General features: G+C 41.4%; 13 protein-coding genes. 10 read left to right on the forward strand and 3 right to left on the reverse strand.

The genetic code is table 11. From position 1 onward, the window contains the following. The first annotated feature begins 94 nt into the window (after positions 1-94). Entirely contained in the window at positions 95-223 is a 129-nt protein-coding gene (locus V1467_RS14210) for an ABC transporter substrate-binding protein (protein ID WP_416305630.1), read from the forward strand. A gap of 47 nt (positions 224-270) precedes the next feature. Here V1467_RS14210 and V1467_RS14215 read toward each other — a convergent pair whose 3' ends face one another. Both V1467_RS14215 and V1467_RS14220 read right to left on the reverse strand, forming a co-directional pair. Then, positions 271-1,287 (reverse strand): M48 family metallopeptidase, encoded by a 1,017-nt coding sequence (locus V1467_RS14215; RefSeq protein ID WP_416305631.1) that lies wholly within the window; start codon positions 1,285-1,287, stop codon positions 271-273. A gap of 6 nt (positions 1,288-1,293) precedes the next feature. Beyond that, on the reverse strand, positions 1,294-2,475 hold the full coding sequence (locus V1467_RS14220) for a YjgN family protein (RefSeq protein WP_416305632.1): 1,182 nt from the start codon (positions 2,473-2,475) through the stop codon (positions 1,294-1,296). Here V1467_RS14220 and V1467_RS14225 point away from each other — a divergent pair. The 9 genes from V1467_RS14225 (at position 2,467) to V1467_RS14265 (ending at position 14,592) form a co-directional block, all read left to right on the forward strand. Next, a complete protein-coding gene (locus V1467_RS14225) occupies positions 2,467-2,724 on the forward strand; it encodes a hypothetical protein (RefSeq protein WP_416305633.1) in 258 nt (85 codons plus the stop codon). The two genes, V1467_RS14220 and V1467_RS14225, sit on opposite strands and share 9 nt — an antisense overlap. A 215-nt stretch (positions 2,725-2,939) precedes the next feature. Continuing rightward, on the forward strand, positions 2,940-3,164 hold the full coding sequence (locus V1467_RS14230) for a helix-turn-helix domain-containing protein (protein WP_416305634.1): 225 nt from the start codon (positions 2,940-2,942) through the stop codon (positions 3,162-3,164). Continuing rightward, complete coding sequence (locus V1467_RS14235) at positions 3,154-4,356, forward strand: type II toxin-antitoxin system HipA family toxin (protein WP_416305635.1); 1,203 nt, start codon at positions 3,154-3,156, stop codon at positions 4,354-4,356. The genes V1467_RS14230 and V1467_RS14235 overlap by 11 nt, the downstream gene beginning before the upstream one ends. A gap of 333 nt (positions 4,357-4,689) precedes the next feature. Further along, positions 4,690-5,604 carry a restriction endonuclease gene (locus tag V1467_RS14240; protein ID WP_416305636.1) on the forward strand — a complete coding sequence of 305 codons (915 nt, stop codon included), beginning with the start codon at positions 4,690-4,692 and terminating at the stop codon, positions 5,602-5,604. A 37-nt stretch (positions 5,605-5,641) separates the two neighbouring features. Then, positions 5,642-7,990, forward strand: coding sequence for a type I restriction-modification system subunit M (locus V1467_RS14245; protein WP_416305637.1), 2,349 nt, complete (start codon positions 5,642-5,644; stop codon positions 7,988-7,990). Next, complete coding sequence (locus V1467_RS14250) at positions 7,990-9,354, forward strand: restriction endonuclease subunit S (RefSeq protein WP_416305638.1); 1,365 nt, start codon at positions 7,990-7,992, stop codon at positions 9,352-9,354. Before V1467_RS14245 ends, V1467_RS14250 begins: the two co-directional genes overlap by 1 nt. Positions 9,355-9,358: 4 nt before the next feature. Continuing rightward, positions 9,359-9,958 carry a hypothetical protein gene (locus V1467_RS14255; RefSeq protein WP_416305639.1) on the forward strand — a complete coding sequence of 200 codons (600 nt, stop codon included), beginning with the start codon at positions 9,359-9,361 and terminating at the stop codon, positions 9,956-9,958. Between the two features lie 9 nt (positions 9,959-9,967). Further along, entirely contained in the window at positions 9,968-13,630 is a 3,663-nt protein-coding gene (locus V1467_RS14260; RefSeq protein WP_416305640.1) for a type I restriction endonuclease subunit R, read from the forward strand. A gap of 47 nt (positions 13,631-13,677) precedes the next feature. Further along, positions 13,678-14,592 (forward strand): hypothetical protein, encoded by a 915-nt coding sequence (locus V1467_RS14265; RefSeq protein WP_416305641.1) that lies wholly within the window; start codon positions 13,678-13,680, stop codon positions 14,590-14,592. A 175-nt stretch (positions 14,593-14,767) separates the two neighbouring features. On the opposite strand, the gene gcvP is transcribed toward V1467_RS14265, so the two are convergent. Then, positions 14,768-17,659, reverse strand: coding sequence for an aminomethyl-transferring glycine dehydrogenase (gene gcvP / locus V1467_RS14270; RefSeq protein WP_416305642.1), 2,892 nt, complete (start codon positions 17,657-17,659; stop codon positions 14,768-14,770). Positions 17,660-17,679 lie beyond the last annotated feature (20 nt).

Raw genomic sequence — 17,679 nt, forward strand, 5'->3', positions numbered from 1 at the left:
CTCATTTGTAAGTCTTAACAGAATTTTTAGCGTTATTGGTACGAGTTGCCAGCTTGAGCCAACTTATACCTAAGCTCATTGACATCCTTGGCGGGTGTACGACATTGTTGCAGAAGGAATCAGTATGGTATCCAGCCTGCAAAGTGAATTTGAACCTGTTTTAAGGAAAGAGGGATTGACCGCAGTTATCCAAGCAATGAGTCATCCTGCAAACATTGAATAACAGTAAGGCGATCAATTACTCGGTTCTTTTGATATGTTATTGAGTTTTCATTTGCCATTGTAACTTTGGGCGTTGTCGATGCGCGCTTTCAGCATCGGGTGCGAACTAAACCACGCGGCGGCTTCGCTGTTTTCTGGTTGTAGCTCTGCAAGCTTTTGCATCGCCGCGGCAAAATCATCGGGGTTACGTGATAACTGTTTAAGTTGCTTCAGTGCAAAGTTGTCGGCATCCCACTCATGCTCTTGGGAAAACTGATTTTGTACCACTGCGCTGCCAATACCCATAAAGGACTCAACTGCACCACTTAAATCACCAAACACATAGCTAATCGTCAACGTTGCCACTAATGATTCGGCGATCATTTGCATGGAATGATTGTGTTCAACATGACCAATTTCATGCAATAAAATCGCATCTAGAATCGGTTGTTGTTTATCCACCAACTCAATCATGTCATCGGTAAAAATAATGCTGCCATCGGGCAAAGCAAAAGCATTTGCTCCCATCACATCCGATTGACGAAAATAAATATGAAACTGCCTATGCTCGGTATCAATTTGGCTGACAAGAGCTTCAAAACTCTGCAAGATGCGCTGTTTATCTTCAGGCGCTAATTCCGATGCGTCCAGAATAGTACGATCCATCGCATTCAGGGTTTGACGAGACGCAACGCGCTTAACGCTATCGGGAACATAATCGGCCATCGCTACCGCCATCCACGGCAATACAAAACCGAAAATCACATATAACGACAGCGGCACCAATAACAGGCTCAGATAAATCCAGTGCCGGCTGGATTCCATATTGGAAACCCGGCCTTCCCCATTGCCATCCAGCCAGCTATCCACATCCGGTGTGGATTGAAACACCAAAAAATCCCCGTCAGGCATCAACACCTCACGGGGCAAATTACCAATACGGGATTTAGCTTTGAGTTGCGTCTGCACATAGCGCGTAATGGAGTCATTTTCCGCAGCACAAATCACTAACTCATTGCCCTCCAAATGCAAGGTTACCGAAGATGCGCTGGCACTGCCCGATTTATACAATTGACCTTGCAACATAGTGGCTTATCCGAGCGCGATATCCACATCAAACAAGGTCGCGGTTTCTTCCGCTATGGCACTGGCATCACCACTATCACCGGCAACAACCTCATTCATACCCTCATACAAAGTCACTTGGGTTGCGTTGGCAAAAAACTTGGCCATTCTGACTTTCGCCCAAGGAATAGCAAAACCCAAAGTACAAACAACCGCAATAGTGTTGGTAATGTAAAGCAAGATTAAGTCACCAATCGCGATGGATGAATCAAATGTTGCCACACCGTCAATCTTGCTGTGGTTAAAAATGTGATTACGAATACGGCCCTTATAAAAGCCATACACAATGGCATAAGCCATCAAATAAAATGCAAACATCACCACTGTCATCACGCTTACACTGCTGGTCGATTGTGTTGCAGTCATTACGCCGCCCAATAAAGACGAAAATATTATCATCAACACAATACCCATCAGCACACAACCAAAACCGGTAGCGTAATATTCACCGGTACTCAGCTCGGTATCAAATTTACGGTCACCATAACCACGCTCATCCAGCAAAAATTCATCCATGCTTTTCAATACCCAGGGCAGCATTAAATGCAGGGTAAACACGCTTACAATAGGCAGCACAACAAACAGTAAAAATGCCCTGCCGTAATTGCCTTTAAAATTAAAACGCACGTTACGGTAAGCCGTCATGCGCATTTTGAATCGCATGCTCCACACCACTAAAAATGGCATGGCAGCAAATAAACCAAGGCCGATAAATACCGCCACCACAGGATTAAGCGCACTGGCAATAAAGTAGCCCGCAAACAACACTACAGCCACTAGACGCCCTTTTAAAATTTGCAACGGCTCAGCTAAATAGGAAAAATGATGACCATCTATTTCAGTGTTACCGTAAAAATAGCGGTTATTCCTTACCGTCGCCCACGCCGAATAGATCCCTAGCGTAACAATGGTCAACATCAAGTTAACTATCCATATTGAAAAATACTCGGAGGTATTACCGTGAAATTTCACCTGTGCTTTGGTTAATATTTTATGTGGTGAAGCATGGGTATCAATGGTTGGTTGATGTTGAGCAATTAAACGATCCAGCTCATTAGCGCGTTCGGGATATTCAACGACGTCGATGGTGTCTCGGGCTTGTTGAAGTTCTTTCAGTGAATAGCGGGAGTAATCAGGGGTATGTTGCATAAGTCCTCTTTATATTTTTCATGTCCGTCATCCGTACGACAGCTCGCAGTACGAAAATACTTAAAATTTAAAGAGTTAGCAAATATTCATGTCAATGCCAGTAATAGTCCGACATTGCTAATCGCCTCCACCCGCAATTTAGCTAATGCGATCATGAAGGCCAATAAATTCACCTTTGATGAAAAACAGGTTGAAGCGATTGCCTATCAGGTGAGGCAAAAATCGTTACGGGACACTGACTTGATTTAAATTCAACTTAAAAGGCACACGCCCCACACAAAGCAGCATTATGATTAATTTATTAATCATAAGACTTCTTATGCATAAATAATCAATCATTGACAAAAACCAGAAATGCACTATATTTTAAATATTAACCAATTAATGCCTTAAATATCATGCATAAATATCAACACTTACTTATTTCCATAGGGAAACTCATTAAAAACACGCGAAGTGCCACTATGGATCAACAAGAACTAGGACTGCGCGTAGGTGTTGGTCGCAATACCATATCGTCGATGGAAAATGGTAAAAGTGTGAGTGCTGAATCACTGTTCCTGATATTAGAACACCTGAATTTAATTGATGATATTCAAGAGGTGATCGACCAACAACTCAGTAACACCACAATCAAGCTGAGCCGTAAATCACGTAAGCCAATCAGTGAGCTGGACAATGACTTCTAAAGCCTATGTTTTTATAGATGGTCTGGAAGATGTCCCCATCGTTTGTGGCGTGATACAAATAGATGAAGTCACTAACAAAGGCCGGTTCCGCTATGGTAAAAGTTACCTGAGTCGCCCCAATGCCTTTGCACTTGATCCGGTAAACCTGCCTTTAACAGACCAGGAATATTCGACCCAATTTAATCAGGGATTATTTGGTGTTCTGTCTGACGCCGGAGCCGATTCATGGGGGAAAAAAATAATATTATCCCTCCACACCACTAAACCTAAAAATGCACTGGAGTTTTTGCTTGCTGGATCTGGCATGGGAGTGGGAGCACTGGTATTTAGCCTTTCCAGCACCAACTCAAAGCCCAAATACAATAAAAATACCTTGGGCGATTTGCCCATGTTACTAAAAGCCAAAGATGCCATTTTGGCTGATGAAGAAATTTCACCCGAGGCTAAAAAAGCATTTGAATACGGTGCCAGCATGGGCGGTGCCAGACCTAAAACCATTGTTCAAGATGGCGATATTACCTATCTTGCCAAATTCAATCGACCTGATGACATTATCAATATTGTCAAAGTAGAACATGCCGCAATGCGCATGCTGGATGAATTACCCTGTCATGTCGCGAATACAAAAGTACAAACGACACCTAATGGCGATGTTTTGTTGGTTGAGCGATTTGACTTAAACAAAGGCAAACCTGGCTGCCATTATCTGAGTGCCAATTCAGTATTTAGCCAAAATAAAGTCAATTCAGCCGTGTTGAGCACCACCTACAGCTATGGCCAACTCGCCGAATTTATAATGAAAAACGGCGCAGAGCCTACCGATGCGCATGACCTTTACTACCGCATGGTCTTTAACGTATTGATGGGTAACACCGATGATCACTCGCGCAACCACGCATTAGTTTACCCGTTTGCTCAAGCCCACTGGCGCTTATCCCCCGCGTTTGACGTATTACCTATCAACAATTCCAAAATACATGGGATAGGTATTGGCAATAACGGCCGGGAAGGTAGCGTAGCTAACCTACTTAGCCAATCACTGCGCTTCGGACTTAAAACATTTAAAGCACAAAAAATCATTGAAGAAGTACGCCAACTCACCCAGGAATGGCAGTATTATTTTGCACAACATGGCGTTGGGTCGGCGGATATTGAACGATTAAAAGCCATCATTCCCAATATTCATGCTTAGTGACAATTTAGCGCCCGACTAATAACGGCTTAATTCTGGCTAACTCTTCGTCCAAACCATTGGCAAACATCGGCTGATTGACGCGGCGTTGCAACGTATGCCAGTGCAAACAATCTCAAACAGACCAATAAATTCCTGTATGACGAAAAACAGGTAGAAGCCATTGCTTATGCGATAAAGCAAAAGTCGCTAAGAGAACATGATTTGCTCTAAAAACAGTATTTTATATATCACCAGAATTGATAATTATTTCTGACACTTATGTGTTTATAATGGTTCGCTACAACGTCCAACGCCGTAGTATTTGAAAAGAATAGATAATAAGGATGTTAGATGATCCCTAGTTACCAAGAATTCATGCGCCCCTTTCTCGACATTGCTTATCAGGCTAATGGCAAAGAAGTTAAGTTACGTGATGTGATAAATCAGTTAGCAGATAAGTTCTGTCTTTCTGAAGCTGAACGTGAGGAGACATTACCAAGCGGCAGACAATCAATTCTTGATAACCGTGTTGGTTGGGCCAGGACTTACCTAACCAAAGCAGGCTTGCTTGAAACCACACGACGAGCACATTTTGTTATCACCACTCGTGGTATATCCGCTTTGCAAGATCCCAATGTTAAAATTAACAATCACTATCTAAAACAATTTGATGAATTTGTCGCATTTAAGCAAAAGACAAATGAATCAGATGTGCCTAGCGTTGATGTAGAATCAGACAAAGACATCACCCCTGATGAAGCACTAAGAGCCGCTTACAAAAAGATTAACGATGCACTAGCGCAAGATATTCTCGATAGAACTCGTAAAGTCACCCCAGCATTTTTTGAAGATTTGCTTATAGAGCTACTCGTCGCCATGGGTTATGGCGGTACAGGTGAAGGTGCAGCCCATGCGCTAGGAAAAACGGGCGACAATGGTGTAGATGGCGTTATAGACCAAGACCCACTTGGTGTTGATCAAATCTACATTCAGGCAAAGCGTTATGCCGAAGGCAATAACGTAAGTGCTGGTGACATCCGAGACTTCTTCGGAGCGCTAAATCTAAAAAAAGCGCAGAAAGGTATTTTTATTACTACTTCTGAGTTCACTGCATCAGCCATCGAGACAGCACAAAATTTAGGTACTCGCATTGTACTTATCAACGGCACTGAATTAGCGAAGCTCATGCTGCGATACAACATCGGCAGCCGTGACGAACAGGTATTACACCTGAAGAAAATAGACGAAGAATTTTTTGAAAATTAGGCCCTAACCTAACACAAAATCAATGGATAAATAGAAAATGATAGAACTTGGACAATTTAAAGAACACAGTAATAAGGTTTGGGAAATTGCGAATTTATTGCGTGGACCGTACAGACCACCTCAATACCGCAGAGTAATGATCCCCCTTACAGTTTTAAAACGTTTAGATTCTGTTTTACTTGAAACCAAGCAGCAAGTTTTAGAACAATATGAAAAGCTGGTAAAGGCCAACCAAGATGAAGATACTATCGAACAAATCATCTTCCAAAAATTTGATCTTAAGTTTTATAACACTTCAAATTTCACCTTTAAAACTTTACTGGATGATCCCGATAAACTTGCTGCTAACCTCAATAAGTTCATTGCTGGTTTCTCAAAAAGAGCCCGTGACATCATTGAAAAATTCAGTTTTGCCGAAGAGATCGAAAAGTTAGACGATGCTAACCGTCTCTACGAGGTTGTTAAAGCAATGGCTGATGTAGATTTGCACCCAGATAGAGTACCAAACGACAAAATGGGTAATGTCTTTGAAGATCTCGTTAGACGATTTAATGAACAAGCTAACGAAGAAGCTGGTGATCACTATACACCTAGAGAAGTGGTTAAATTGATGGTTAATTTGCTTTTCACCGGGGAAGAACAAATCCATAAAGCCGGTAAAGTAATTAAGATTTACGATCCAGCATGTGGCACTGGTGGAATACTGTCGGAAGCAGAACGCACTATCCTCGAAGACCTCAATAGCGACGCTAACGTTGAGTTGTTTGGTCAAGAATACAATGCTGAGTCATATGCAATTTGTGGCTCTGATTTGATGATCAAAGGTGAAGATGTCAACAACGTTGTATACGGAAACACGTTAGGCACTGGCAAGTTTAAAGAAGGTTTTGCAGATGGTGATGGACACCCTGATGAAAAGTTTCACTACATGGCTGCAAACCCTCCTTTTGGCGTAGAGTGGAAACCAGAGAAAGACAACGTAACAAAAGAACACAATCAATTTGGTTTCAACGGAAGGTTTGGTCCTGGCTTACCACGCATTAATGATGGCGCATTGCTATTTTTGATGCACATGATGTCAAAAATGGAACGTCCACCAAAATCATACAAGCTCCCTGCACCAGGCGGTGTTGACGGTGGCAGAGGCTCACGTATAGCCGTTATCTTTAACGGCTCACCAATGTTTACAGGGGATGCCGGTGGCGGTGAGAGTAATATCAGACGCTACATTATTGAAAATGACATGTTAGAAGCCATTGTCGGCATGCCTGATCAAATGTTTTATAACACCGGCATTTATACCTATATCTGGATTGTAACTAACCGTAAAGAGCCTAGAAGACAAGGTAAAGTTCAGCTGATCAATGCCACCGACTATGCGTGGAAGATGAAAAAAAGCTTGGGTGACAAACGCAAGAAAATTGGCGAAGGTCCAGTCAATGGAGACGTAAATGAACCTGATCATATTTCTGAAATCACAAAGCTATATGCCAACTTTGAGGATGGTGTAACCCGAACTTTAAATCAAATAGGAACTAACTTAGATAGCCCGAAAGATAAAAAGCGTGATAAAGATAGAGATATTTTTGTTTCAAAAATATTTAATAATCAGGACTTTGGCTATTTTAAAGTTACTGTTGAAAGACCGCTAAGATTAAACTTTATTGTTAATGATGAGCGTATTGAACGAATCAAAAACTCTGACTTTTTCTTAAACTTAGCGACTTCAGCTAAACGCAAAGATAAAGCTGCTATAGCGGATGAAATTGCTGCTGGAAAGGCTGACCAAGAAGAGCTGCTAAGAATTTTAAGTGAAGCCCAAAAATTGTACGCAAATGGTGAGTTAGTAAAAGATAGAAAAGTTATTGAGAACCAACTTAAAAAGCTGTTTGCTGGTTCAGAATTAAAATTCGATGCTGCAATGAAAAAGGCACTACTTGCAGATGGCGCTTTAGCAGAAAAAGACCCTACTGCCCAACCTTGTTTAGATTCTAAGGGGCATCCTGAGCCTGACTCTGATTTAAGAGATTACGAGAGTATCCCATTTCCGGGTGGCATATTAATTAACGGCAAACGAGATGAAGTGAACCCATTAATTGATTTACCACTTCCGCTTGATTACGAAACTAAGAAAAACAAAGGTAAAATAGACATTTCTAAGCTATTAGAACTAGCCCAAGAGCATTGCGAGAAGTTTTTAGCTAATGAGGTTTTACCATACAGAGATGATGCCTGGATAGACTATTCCAAAATAAAAGTGGGCTATGAAATATCATTTAACCGTCACTTTTACGATTACATAGAGCCAAGACCACTAAAAGATATTGAAGGTGAAATTAAAGCATTAGAAAAAGAAATCATGAAAATGATTTCGGAGGTAATTTAATGGAACTCGCTAAATACAACAATTTAGTGCCCAGTGACATTATTGAGGGACTAGACCTTCCTGAGCATTGGAGGAAAATCAGATTTCGTCATTTATTCACTTTCGGCAGAGGCTTAGGCATCACCAAAGCTAATTTAAAAGAAGACGGTGTACCTTGTGTTAACTATGGTGAAATTCACTCGACATGTGGTTTTGAGGTTAATCCTACAATAGATCAACTAAAATGTGTTGATGAAATCTACCTAGAAACAAACAAAAACTCTTTACTTGAAAGGGGGGATTTTGTTTTTGCAGATACATCTGAAGATCTAGAAGGTTCGGGCAACTTCACATACCTAAACAGCGATGACGAAACTTTTGCTGGTTACCATACAGTTATTGCAAAGCTTCATTCGGATGATAATCCAAGATATTTGGCTTACTTATTTAACAGTGAGGTTTTTCGTTCTCAGGTACGGAAAAAGGTCAGTGGAGTCAAGGTTTACAGTATAACTCAAGCAATCTTAAAGTCTTGTTATACATGGTCTCCATCATTATCAGAGCAAAAAAACATAGTAACTTTTTTAGATAAAAAGAGTGAAAAAATAAATGACTTAATCACCAAAAATAAAAAAGTATTGCAAAAACTTGCAGAGCAAAGGTTATCAGCAATTAGTGAAGTTATTACAGAAGGTTTGGACAAGAATGTTGAATTCAAGAGTGTTGATGGCGGCTTTTTAGGGAATATTCCTAAACATTGGACTACCAGACGTTTGAAGTTTCATGCTACAGAACAGCTTAAATATGGTGCAAACGAGGCGGCAGAGTTAACGGATAAAGATTTGCCCCGCTACATTAGGATAACAGATGTTAAGCCAGATGGCTCACTTCATGAACATACATTTAGATCTCTTGAAGAAAATATTGCTGAACCATATTTATTAGAACCGGGAGATATACTGTTAGCTCGTAGCGGGGCAACAGTCGGAAAATCTTTTATATATGACTCAAGCTGGGGGAAATCAGCTTATGCGGGTTACCTTATAAGGTTTAGGACAAACCCCAATTCAATCTTGGCAGAATTTGCATATTACTATTTAAATAGCTCCCCATACTGGGCAAACATAAACTCAACTTTAATACAGGCAACGATACAAAATTTTAGTGCCGAGAAATATGCGAACATATTAATGCCTGAGCCTCCCCTCTCCGAGCAAGTAGAGATTATCGAATACTTGAAAAAGAAACTTAATTCTATTGATGAAATGGCTGAAAAAGTAAGTACGGCGATAGATCAATTAAAAGCTTACCAAGCAGCTTTAGTAAACTCTGCGGTAACGGGACAAATAGATCTTCGAAAAACAGAGTTTTGTAACGGAAATTAATGACATGGCAGTGGTTGCAAATAAATATTTCAGGGGATTGAAAGCCTACTTAAACACCAATGCCTATGAAATAACTAAACGGGATGGTGGCCGTGTTGTTTTAGAAGAAAAAATCTTCCTTGCAGGTGGTGCAGAGCGTAAGCAAAAAGTGCGTTTGGCATTTAGCGGTGAAATACTTGCGCTCAAACTGGATTTGAAAAATCAAAAAGGTAACACAGATCCCCTATTTCATTTCTTAGAAGACGATGCTCGGCCTTGGTCTAAACGATGTGACTTTGTTATTTTCCAGCTTTATCGCAATAAATTGTCGGTTTATTGTATTGAGTTTAAATCGGCTTCTTTACCTGAGAGCTTAGTTGACCAACTTTCAGCGACAGAATCTTGGTGCAAAGCCGTTCAGGCAATTATCAGTTTATACACCAATGAAAAGAAGCGCCTTCATCTTAAAAAGTTTGTATTTTCAACAATGGATGATCCCAGTCGTTTTGTTGATGATGAAGGTTATATTATTAGAGATCATAGTATTCGCCATTACCACTACGATGAATTGAATGGTATGAAATTAGAAGAATTAGACAATCAATGCCCTGTTCTAGTTGGGTAAGGAAGTAAGATGAAAAAACATACGGAAGCTCGATTTGAAGACGCGATAGAAGCCTGCCTACTAGAGAAACATCTTTACGAACAAGGCATTAGCAACGAGTTTGATACTGAAAAATCACTTGAACCACTACGAGTTATTCGCTTTGTTCAAACTACACAACCCAAGGTATGGTCAGCTCTAGAAGCAATACATGGTGAAGGCACACCGGATTTAATCGTTGATACGCTGGCCAAAGAGTTAAATACGAGAGGTACGCTAAAAGTTCTTCGACATGGTTTTAAGTGTTACGGCAAGAAAATTAAAATGGCGTTTTTCGCCCCCAATAACAACAAAAATGAAGAAACTTGGGCATTATACAAAAACAATATTTTAAGTGTTACACGCCAGCTTTATTACTCTAACTTACACAGAAACTCATTGGATGTCGTTCTATTCCTCAACGGTGTGCCAATTGTCACTATGGAGCTTAAAAACGAGCTTTCAGGTCAGGACGTTGAACACGCTAAGCGACAATACAAGCATGATCGTGACCCTAAAGAGCTAATTTTCGAATTTAAAAAACGCACCTTGGTTCACTTCGCAGTTGATACCCAGCTTGTTTTTATGGCAACAAGGCTTAATGGTGATAAAACGTTCTTTTTACCCTTTAATAAAGGCTGTAACCACGGAGCTGGTAATCCTGAGAGCCAAAATGATTCTTATAAGACATCTTACCTGTGGGAGCAAACACTTAGCAAAGACAGCATATTAGATATTCTTGGTCGCTTTATGCATCTTCAAGTTGAGGAAAAGCGAGTTCTCACCGATAAAGGCATTAAGAAAGTCACTAAAGAAACCATGATTTTCCCCCGTTACCACCAATTGGATGCGGTTAGGAGCTTAATAAAACATGCTTACCAAGTTGGGCCAGGCCGTAACTACCTAGTTGAACACTCGGCAGGTTCAGGTAAATCTAATTCAATTGCTTGGTTAGCACACCGTTTAAGTAGTTTACATAACGAAGAAGAGAATAGAATTTTTGATTCGGTTATTGTGGTTACTGATAGACGAGTTTTAGATCAGCAGTTACAAAACACCATATATCAATTTGAACACAAACAAGGTGTTGTTGAGAAAATTGATGAAGATACACGCCAGCTTGTAAATGCATTGGTTAATGGAACACCGATAATCATAACCACTTTACAGAAATTCCCTTTTGTTACAGAAACAATTGAAAAGCTGAATGAAGAAAACCAGCTAGATGGGGCGTTACAATTTAGTACTGCTGGTAAAAATTTTGCCGTAATTGTTGATGAAGCTCATAGCTCACAGTCTGGCGAAACAGCTATGGAACTAAAAGGTGTTTTAAATAAAGACGGTATTGCACAAGAAGCGGCTATATACGCGGTAGAGCATGATGTAGATGACGAGGATATCGACAACTTTGAAGACGTTTGTCGAGAGATGATGAAACGCGGCAAACAGCCTAACATTAGTTTCTTTGCTTTCACTGCAACTCCGAAATACAAAACAAAACATGTCTTTAATGAACCTAGCCCAGTTACTGGAGAAGTACCCTTCCACAAGTATTCAATGAGGCAAGCAATAGAGGAGAAGTTCATCCTCGATGTTCTTAAAAATTACACGACATATACAGCATATTTCGGTATCGCTAAATCGTCCGAAAACGACCCTCATGTAGAGAGAAAAAAAGCAGCCAAAGCACTAGCGAGAAACTTAAATAGTCACCCGACCAACTTATACCAAAAAACTGAAGTGATGGTTGAACACTTCAGACAGCATGTAAGGCATAAAATTGGTGGCAGAGCAAAAGCAATGGTCGTAACAAGTTCTCGTTTACAAGCCGTCGAATACAAGAAAATGTTTGACCAATATATTCAAGAAAAAGGATATGACGATGTAAAGTCATTGGTCGCTTTTTCAGGCACTGTTAGTGATCCAAAAGTTCCAGGCAAAGAATATACTGAAGTAGGTTTAAATGGGGGTATTAAAGAAAGCGAACTGCCAGAGCAATTTGATACCGACGACTATCAATTGCTGTTAGTAGCGGAAAAATATCAAACTGGCTTTGATCAACCTTTGCTTCACACAATGTATGTGGACAAGAAGTTGTCAGGTATACAAGCTGTTCAAACTCTTTCTCGCCTAAATAGAATGTGTGCAGGCAAAGAAGACACTTTTGTATTAGATTTCCAAAATAAAAGGGAAGATATTTTCAGGGCGTTTAAAGACTTCTATGAAGAGGTAAAAGCTGAAGAATTGACCGACCCTCAACACCTGTATCGTCTTCAAGATCAAATTAATGAGACTGGTATTATTTTTCAAGAAGAAGTAGCTCAATTCTGTGCTGTTTACTTCCAGCCAAGAAGGCAAGAAACGAAAACAGATCATGCGAAATTCAACAATATTCTTGATAAAGCCGTTGAGCGCTTTAAAGAATTAGATGAGGATGAGCAATCTGTGTTTAAAGGGTTACTAGTTGATTTTCGTAACATGTATGCCTTTATGTCACAGGTTATTCCTTACCAAGACTCAGACTTAGAGCAGTTATATACATACGCCCGCTTTCTGTTAACTAAACTTCCCAGAAAAGCAAGCGGTCCAGATTATCACGTTGAAGATGATGTTGAATTACAGTACTACCGATTACAAAAAATTAGCGAAGGTCAAATAAACCTCAATACTGGCGAAGCTAAGCCCCTTAAAGGCCCTTCAGATGTAGGAACAGGTCAACAAGGCGAAGATATGATTCGTTTGTCTGAACTTGTTGATTTGCTTAATGATCGTTTTGGAACTGATTTCACTCAAGCTGATCAATTGTTTTTCGACCAGATTCAGCAAGAAGCTGTAGAAAGTGAAAAATTACAGCTTGCTGCGCAAGCAAACAATATAGATGACTTCAGGTACGTATTTAATAAGGCTTTTAGCAGCCTTGTTATAGAACGAATGGATGGCAATGAAGAAATCTTTAATAAACTAATGGGAGACGCTGAATTCAGGGGGCTAGCCTCTGAGCACCTCCTCCACAAAGTTTATAATTCGTTGAAATCAAATAAGTCCGAATCAAAAGAGCCATTACCTCTTCAGTTTGGTAATAAAGGTCTCTATCGCACACATCAGATAGAGTCACTTCACAATGTAACAAAGTTGGCGTCAATCACTATAACAACTGATATCCCATATATTGATGATGTTGTGGGATTGAGTGTTCTTGGTAATTACCAAGAATTGAAAGAAATTGGCGTATCAACACCAAAGCATTTGGAAGCGTATTTTGAGTTAACAAGCGAACTTAAATCATGCTTCGATGATACTGATTTTAGAGATATTGAGGAGTCTAATGGGGATTCTTCTCTCATTTGGTCGCTAACTTCTGTCAGCGAAGGTAGCTCTATTTTTGAAATCGCAATAAGCCTTTATCAGCCAGCTTTAGAAGTTGGTAAAGTGGCTTTAGACATTGGCTCGACTGCTATCGATGTGGCTGATAAAGGTTTGACGATAGCTGGTGCAATTTCACTTTTACAGAAGCCTTATAAAGCAATTAAAGAAAGACTAAGCCGAAAAATGCTAGACGCAGAAATCGAAGAAGAAAGTTTAGGGGATACTCCTCCTTCGTTAGTTATTACTGAATTCAATTTTCAAGATGAGTTAAAGAATAGAGATAAATGACTTAGCAAGAGAGTCGAATCCAATTTGAAATTGTTATAAGGATGGTAATGACACTAGTAGTAGCTGGTTATAAACAAAATAAATTCACATGGAGCAAACAAAATACATTTATTCCTGATAGACGTTCCGGAATTTTTATGGTTGCTGACAGTATTATTAGTACTGTAACTGCCACTGGAAGAAAACCTCTGGTATCAGAATTTAGGAAAATTGTGGAAGTTCCGATTCATGTTTGGGAACCGCACTTTGTCGGTGAAAACTTTCACGACTACATTAAAGTATTCACCACATATAAATGTTTAATTGCATTTGCAGGAAGCACCCTTACAGCTCAGCACATTATCAATAACATTACTGGGCATTTGGGGAAATTAAGAATTGATTATGAATCTGGTAATGAATTTAAATGTATTGTTAGAAAAAACTGTGACGCAAATAACTTGATATCAAATGGAAGATCCAGCGTTTATGATGACGATACCTTTATCCCTGAGCGAGACTATCAAAACTTGCTAACTGCCGAGTTTGTTTCAGATGTTGTAGAGCATTCCATAAATAAAGCACTTGAATCCAAAATGAAACATGTAATAGACCAACAAGCTTTAGATGCAATGCGAACGGAAATTATGCTTGGTCTTACTTGCCCTGTACAAAGGGTGGATCATCTTTACAAATACTCATTTAGAACTAGAAATTTATTGGAAGGTGGAATTGAAGCCTTCTGCCAAAAAGAGCTAATTCAAGCAAACGATATTGGTGTTTTGGGGATGGTTAATACCTACGGGGCTCAAGCTAATGCGGTCGCTCAAAATGCGATTAATACCGGTAATACATTGAAAGAAGACATTACAGACTATGTAGTTCAGTCTGTTAGAAACGATTCTACCTATGAGATAGGGCTTCCAGTAGCAATTAAAACAATTGATGGCAATATGGTGACTTTTGCTACTGTCAAAGAGTAACGAACAACTGAAGAAATTATAATGTTGAACGTTGGGCTCGTAAGCTCCAAACAGTTAAAAAAAGCGAACCATCTCTGGTTCGCTTTTTTATTTTAATGACCTCAAAATCCAACTATCGGTTGCAAACTTAATTCCGATAGTTGCATTCTTTATTCGAGATCTACAAATCAATTTCTTAGTCCCTATAGGTATCCACGCTCGGGCATGAACATATAAGGTTGCGATCCCCGAAAACGTCATCAATACGGTTAACCGTTGGCCAGAATTTGTTTTTGGCTACGCTGGCTACCGGATAAGCGGCTAACTGGCGATCATAGCTGTGGTTCCATTCGCTGTCGCAGATATCGGCTAGCGTATGCGGGGCGTTGTGCAATGGGTTGTCCAGAGCATCCCACTCGCCGCTTTCCACTTTGGCGATTTCTTCTCGAATGCACAACATGGCTTCGATAAAGCGATCCAGTTCGGCTTTAGCTTCAGATTCTGTTGGCTCAATCATTAACGTTCCGGCTACCGGGAAGCTCATGGTCGGCGCGTGGAAACCGTAGTCGTTCAAGCGCTTGGCCACGTCCATTTCTGTTACGCCGCTGGATTCTTTCAGCGGACGTAAATCGATAATACATTCGTGTGCCACACGGTCGTTACGGCCTTTGTACAACACCGGATAATGGCCAGACAGTTTTTTGGCAATGTAGTTGGCATTTAAAATCGCCATTTCGGTGGCTTTTTTCAGACCTTTGCCGCCCATCATTTTAATGTACATATAGCTGATAGGCAGAATAGACGCGCTGCCCCAAGGTGCTGATGACACCGCGCCATTACCTTTAGTACTGGCATCCACGCCTAATACATTATGATCCGGTAAAAACGGTGCCAAATGGGCTTTCACCCCGATTGGACCCACACCCGGACCACCACCGCCATGCGGAATACAGAAAGTTTTGTGCAAGTTCAGGTGCGATACATCCGAGCCAATCAACCCTGGAGAGGTTAGTCCCACCTGGGCATTCATATTGGCACCGTCCAGATACACCTGACCACCGTGTTGATGCACGATATCGCAGATTTCACTGATGGTTTCTTCGTACACGCCGTGAGTCGACGGGTAAGTGATCATGATACAGGCCAGATTATCGGCCATCTCTGCCGCTTTGGTTTTCAGGTCGGCCATATCCACGTTGCCGTTTTTATCGCAGTTCACCACCACCACTTTGTAATCGACCATTTGTGCCGAGGCAGGGTTGGTGCCGTGCGCTGAACTGGGGATTAAACAGATATTACGGTGCGCATCACCACGGCTTTCATGATATTTACGAATGGCGATAAGGCCAGCGTATTCACCCTGCGCACCCGAGTTAGGCTGCATGGAAATATTGTCGTAACCGGTAATATTGATCAGCCACTCACCCAGTTCGTCGATCATGGCTTTATAGCCTTGTGCCTGTTGCATAGGTGCAAAGGGGTGCAGCTTGCCGAATTCCGGCCAGGTAACCGGGATCATCTCGGCAGTGGCGTTCAGCTTCATGGTGCACGAGCCTAGCGAAATCATTGAATGATTCAAGGCCAAGTCTTTGTTTTCCAACGACTTGATATAACGCAGCATTTCAGTTTCGCTGTGATAGCTGTTAAATACTTCATGAGTCAGAATATCCGAGGTACGGACTAATTCAGCCGGGATAGAATCCGAACCATCGGCCACTAACTGGTTATCCAACTGTTCAATATCCAGACCATGCTCGGCACCTAGAATCACCCCGAACAAGGCCAGAATATCGGCGCGAGTGGTGGTTTCGTCCAGACTGATCCCAATTACACCGTCCAAATCGCTACGCAGGTTTAACCCCGCTTTTAGTGCCGCTTCAACGATGGTGTTTTTACTCTCACCCACCTTCACGGTCAAGGTATCAAAATACTGTTTGTATGCCAGGGTTAAGCCTTTAGAGGTTAAACCTTTGGCCAGAATATCGGTAAAGCGGTGAATGCGGCTGGCAATGGTTTTTAATCCTTCAGGGCCATGATAAACCGCATAGAAAGACGCCATATTGGCCAGTAATACTTGCGCGGTACAAATGTTGGAGTTGGCTTTTTCGCGGCGAATATGTTGCTCGCGAGTTTGCAGTGCCATACGCAATGCCGGACGGCCACGGGTATCTTGCGATACGCCGATAATACGACCGGGTAATGAACGTTTATACGCGTCGCGCGTGGCAAAAAACGCCGCATGTGGGCCACCGTAGCCCATCGGCACACCAAAACGCTGGGCGCTACCTAATACGACATCTGCGCCCATTTCACCGGGGGATTTTAGCAATATCAGACTCATTAAATCAGCAGCCACTGCCACAATGCCTTTTTTATCTTGCACGGCAGCAATTAAAGCACTAATGTCCTGCACTTCACCGGTGGTGCCGGGATATTGCAACAAGGCACCAAATACGTCCTGTTCAGCCACGTCTGCAGCTTTAGCCACTATGGTGTCAAAACCGAACATTTCAGCGCGGGTTTGTACGACGTTAATGGTTTGCGGGTGCACATCGTCAGCAATAAAAAACAGGTTGGATTTTTTGTTTTTCGACATGCGCTTGGCTAGCGTCATCGCTTCTGCCGCAGCAGTCCCTTCATCCAGCAATGAAGCCGAGGCCAAATCCATACCGGTTAAATCCAGTGTCATTTGCTGGAAATTCAACAAAGCCTGTAAACGGCCTTGGGCAATTTCAGGCTGATAAGGCGTATACGCGGTATACCAACCGGGATTTTCCAGTACGTTACGTAAAATCACGTTAGGTGTATGGGTGTCGTAATAACCCATACCGATAAAACTGCGATTAACGATATTTTTAGCCGCAATGTTTTTTAAACTGGCAAGGGCATCGGCTTCGGTCTGGCTGGCACCAATGGCTAAGGGCTGAGGTAAGCGGATACTGGCCGGTACAGTTTGCTGAATTAAATCATCCAGCGAGGTCGCGCCAACGGTTTCCAGCATTTGGCTGGTTTCAGATGCGCCCGGGCCAATATGGCGACGAACAAAATCTTGCTGCTGTTCAAGCTGTGTCAGTGTGGTTTGAGACATAATGAGTTTCGATTCGTTGA

Source organism: Neptunicella plasticusilytica (genome assembly GCF_047922965.1).
In the GTDB taxonomy this organism is placed as follows: Bacteria; Pseudomonadota; Gammaproteobacteria; order Enterobacterales; family Alteromonadaceae; genus Neptunicella; species Neptunicella plasticusilytica.

Coding starts and splice junctions, on each gene's coding strand:
- V1467_RS14220 (WP_416305632.1), bottom strand. CDS start 2,475: ATGCAACATACCCCTGATTACTCCCGCTATTCACTGAAAGAACTTCAA.
- V1467_RS14255 (WP_416305639.1), top strand. CDS start 9,359: ATGGCAGTGGTTGCAAATAAATATTTCAGGGGATTGAAAGCCTACTTA.
- V1467_RS14240 (WP_416305636.1), top strand. CDS start 4,690: ATGATCCCTAGTTACCAAGAATTCATGCGCCCCTTTCTCGACATTGCT.
- V1467_RS14265 (WP_416305641.1), top strand. CDS start 13,678: ATGACACTAGTAGTAGCTGGTTATAAACAAAATAAATTCACATGGAGC.
- gcvP (WP_416305642.1), bottom strand. CDS start 17,659: ATGTCTCAAACCACACTGACACAGCTTGAACAGCAGCAAGATTTTGTT.
- V1467_RS14215 (WP_416305631.1), bottom strand. CDS start 1,287: ATGTTGCAAGGTCAATTGTATAAATCGGGCAGTGCCAGCGCATCTTCG.
- V1467_RS14235 (WP_416305635.1), top strand. CDS start 3,154: ATGACTTCTAAAGCCTATGTTTTTATAGATGGTCTGGAAGATGTCCCC.
- V1467_RS14245 (WP_416305637.1), top strand. CDS start 5,642: ATGATAGAACTTGGACAATTTAAAGAACACAGTAATAAGGTTTGGGAA.
- V1467_RS14230 (WP_416305634.1), top strand. CDS start 2,940: ATGGATCAACAAGAACTAGGACTGCGCGTAGGTGTTGGTCGCAATACC.
- V1467_RS14260 (WP_416305640.1), top strand. CDS start 9,968: ATGAAAAAACATACGGAAGCTCGATTTGAAGACGCGATAGAAGCCTGC.
- V1467_RS14225 (WP_416305633.1), top strand. CDS start 2,467: ATGTTGCATAAGTCCTCTTTATATTTTTCATGTCCGTCATCCGTACGA.
- V1467_RS14250 (WP_416305638.1), top strand. CDS start 7,990: ATGGAACTCGCTAAATACAACAATTTAGTGCCCAGTGACATTATTGAG.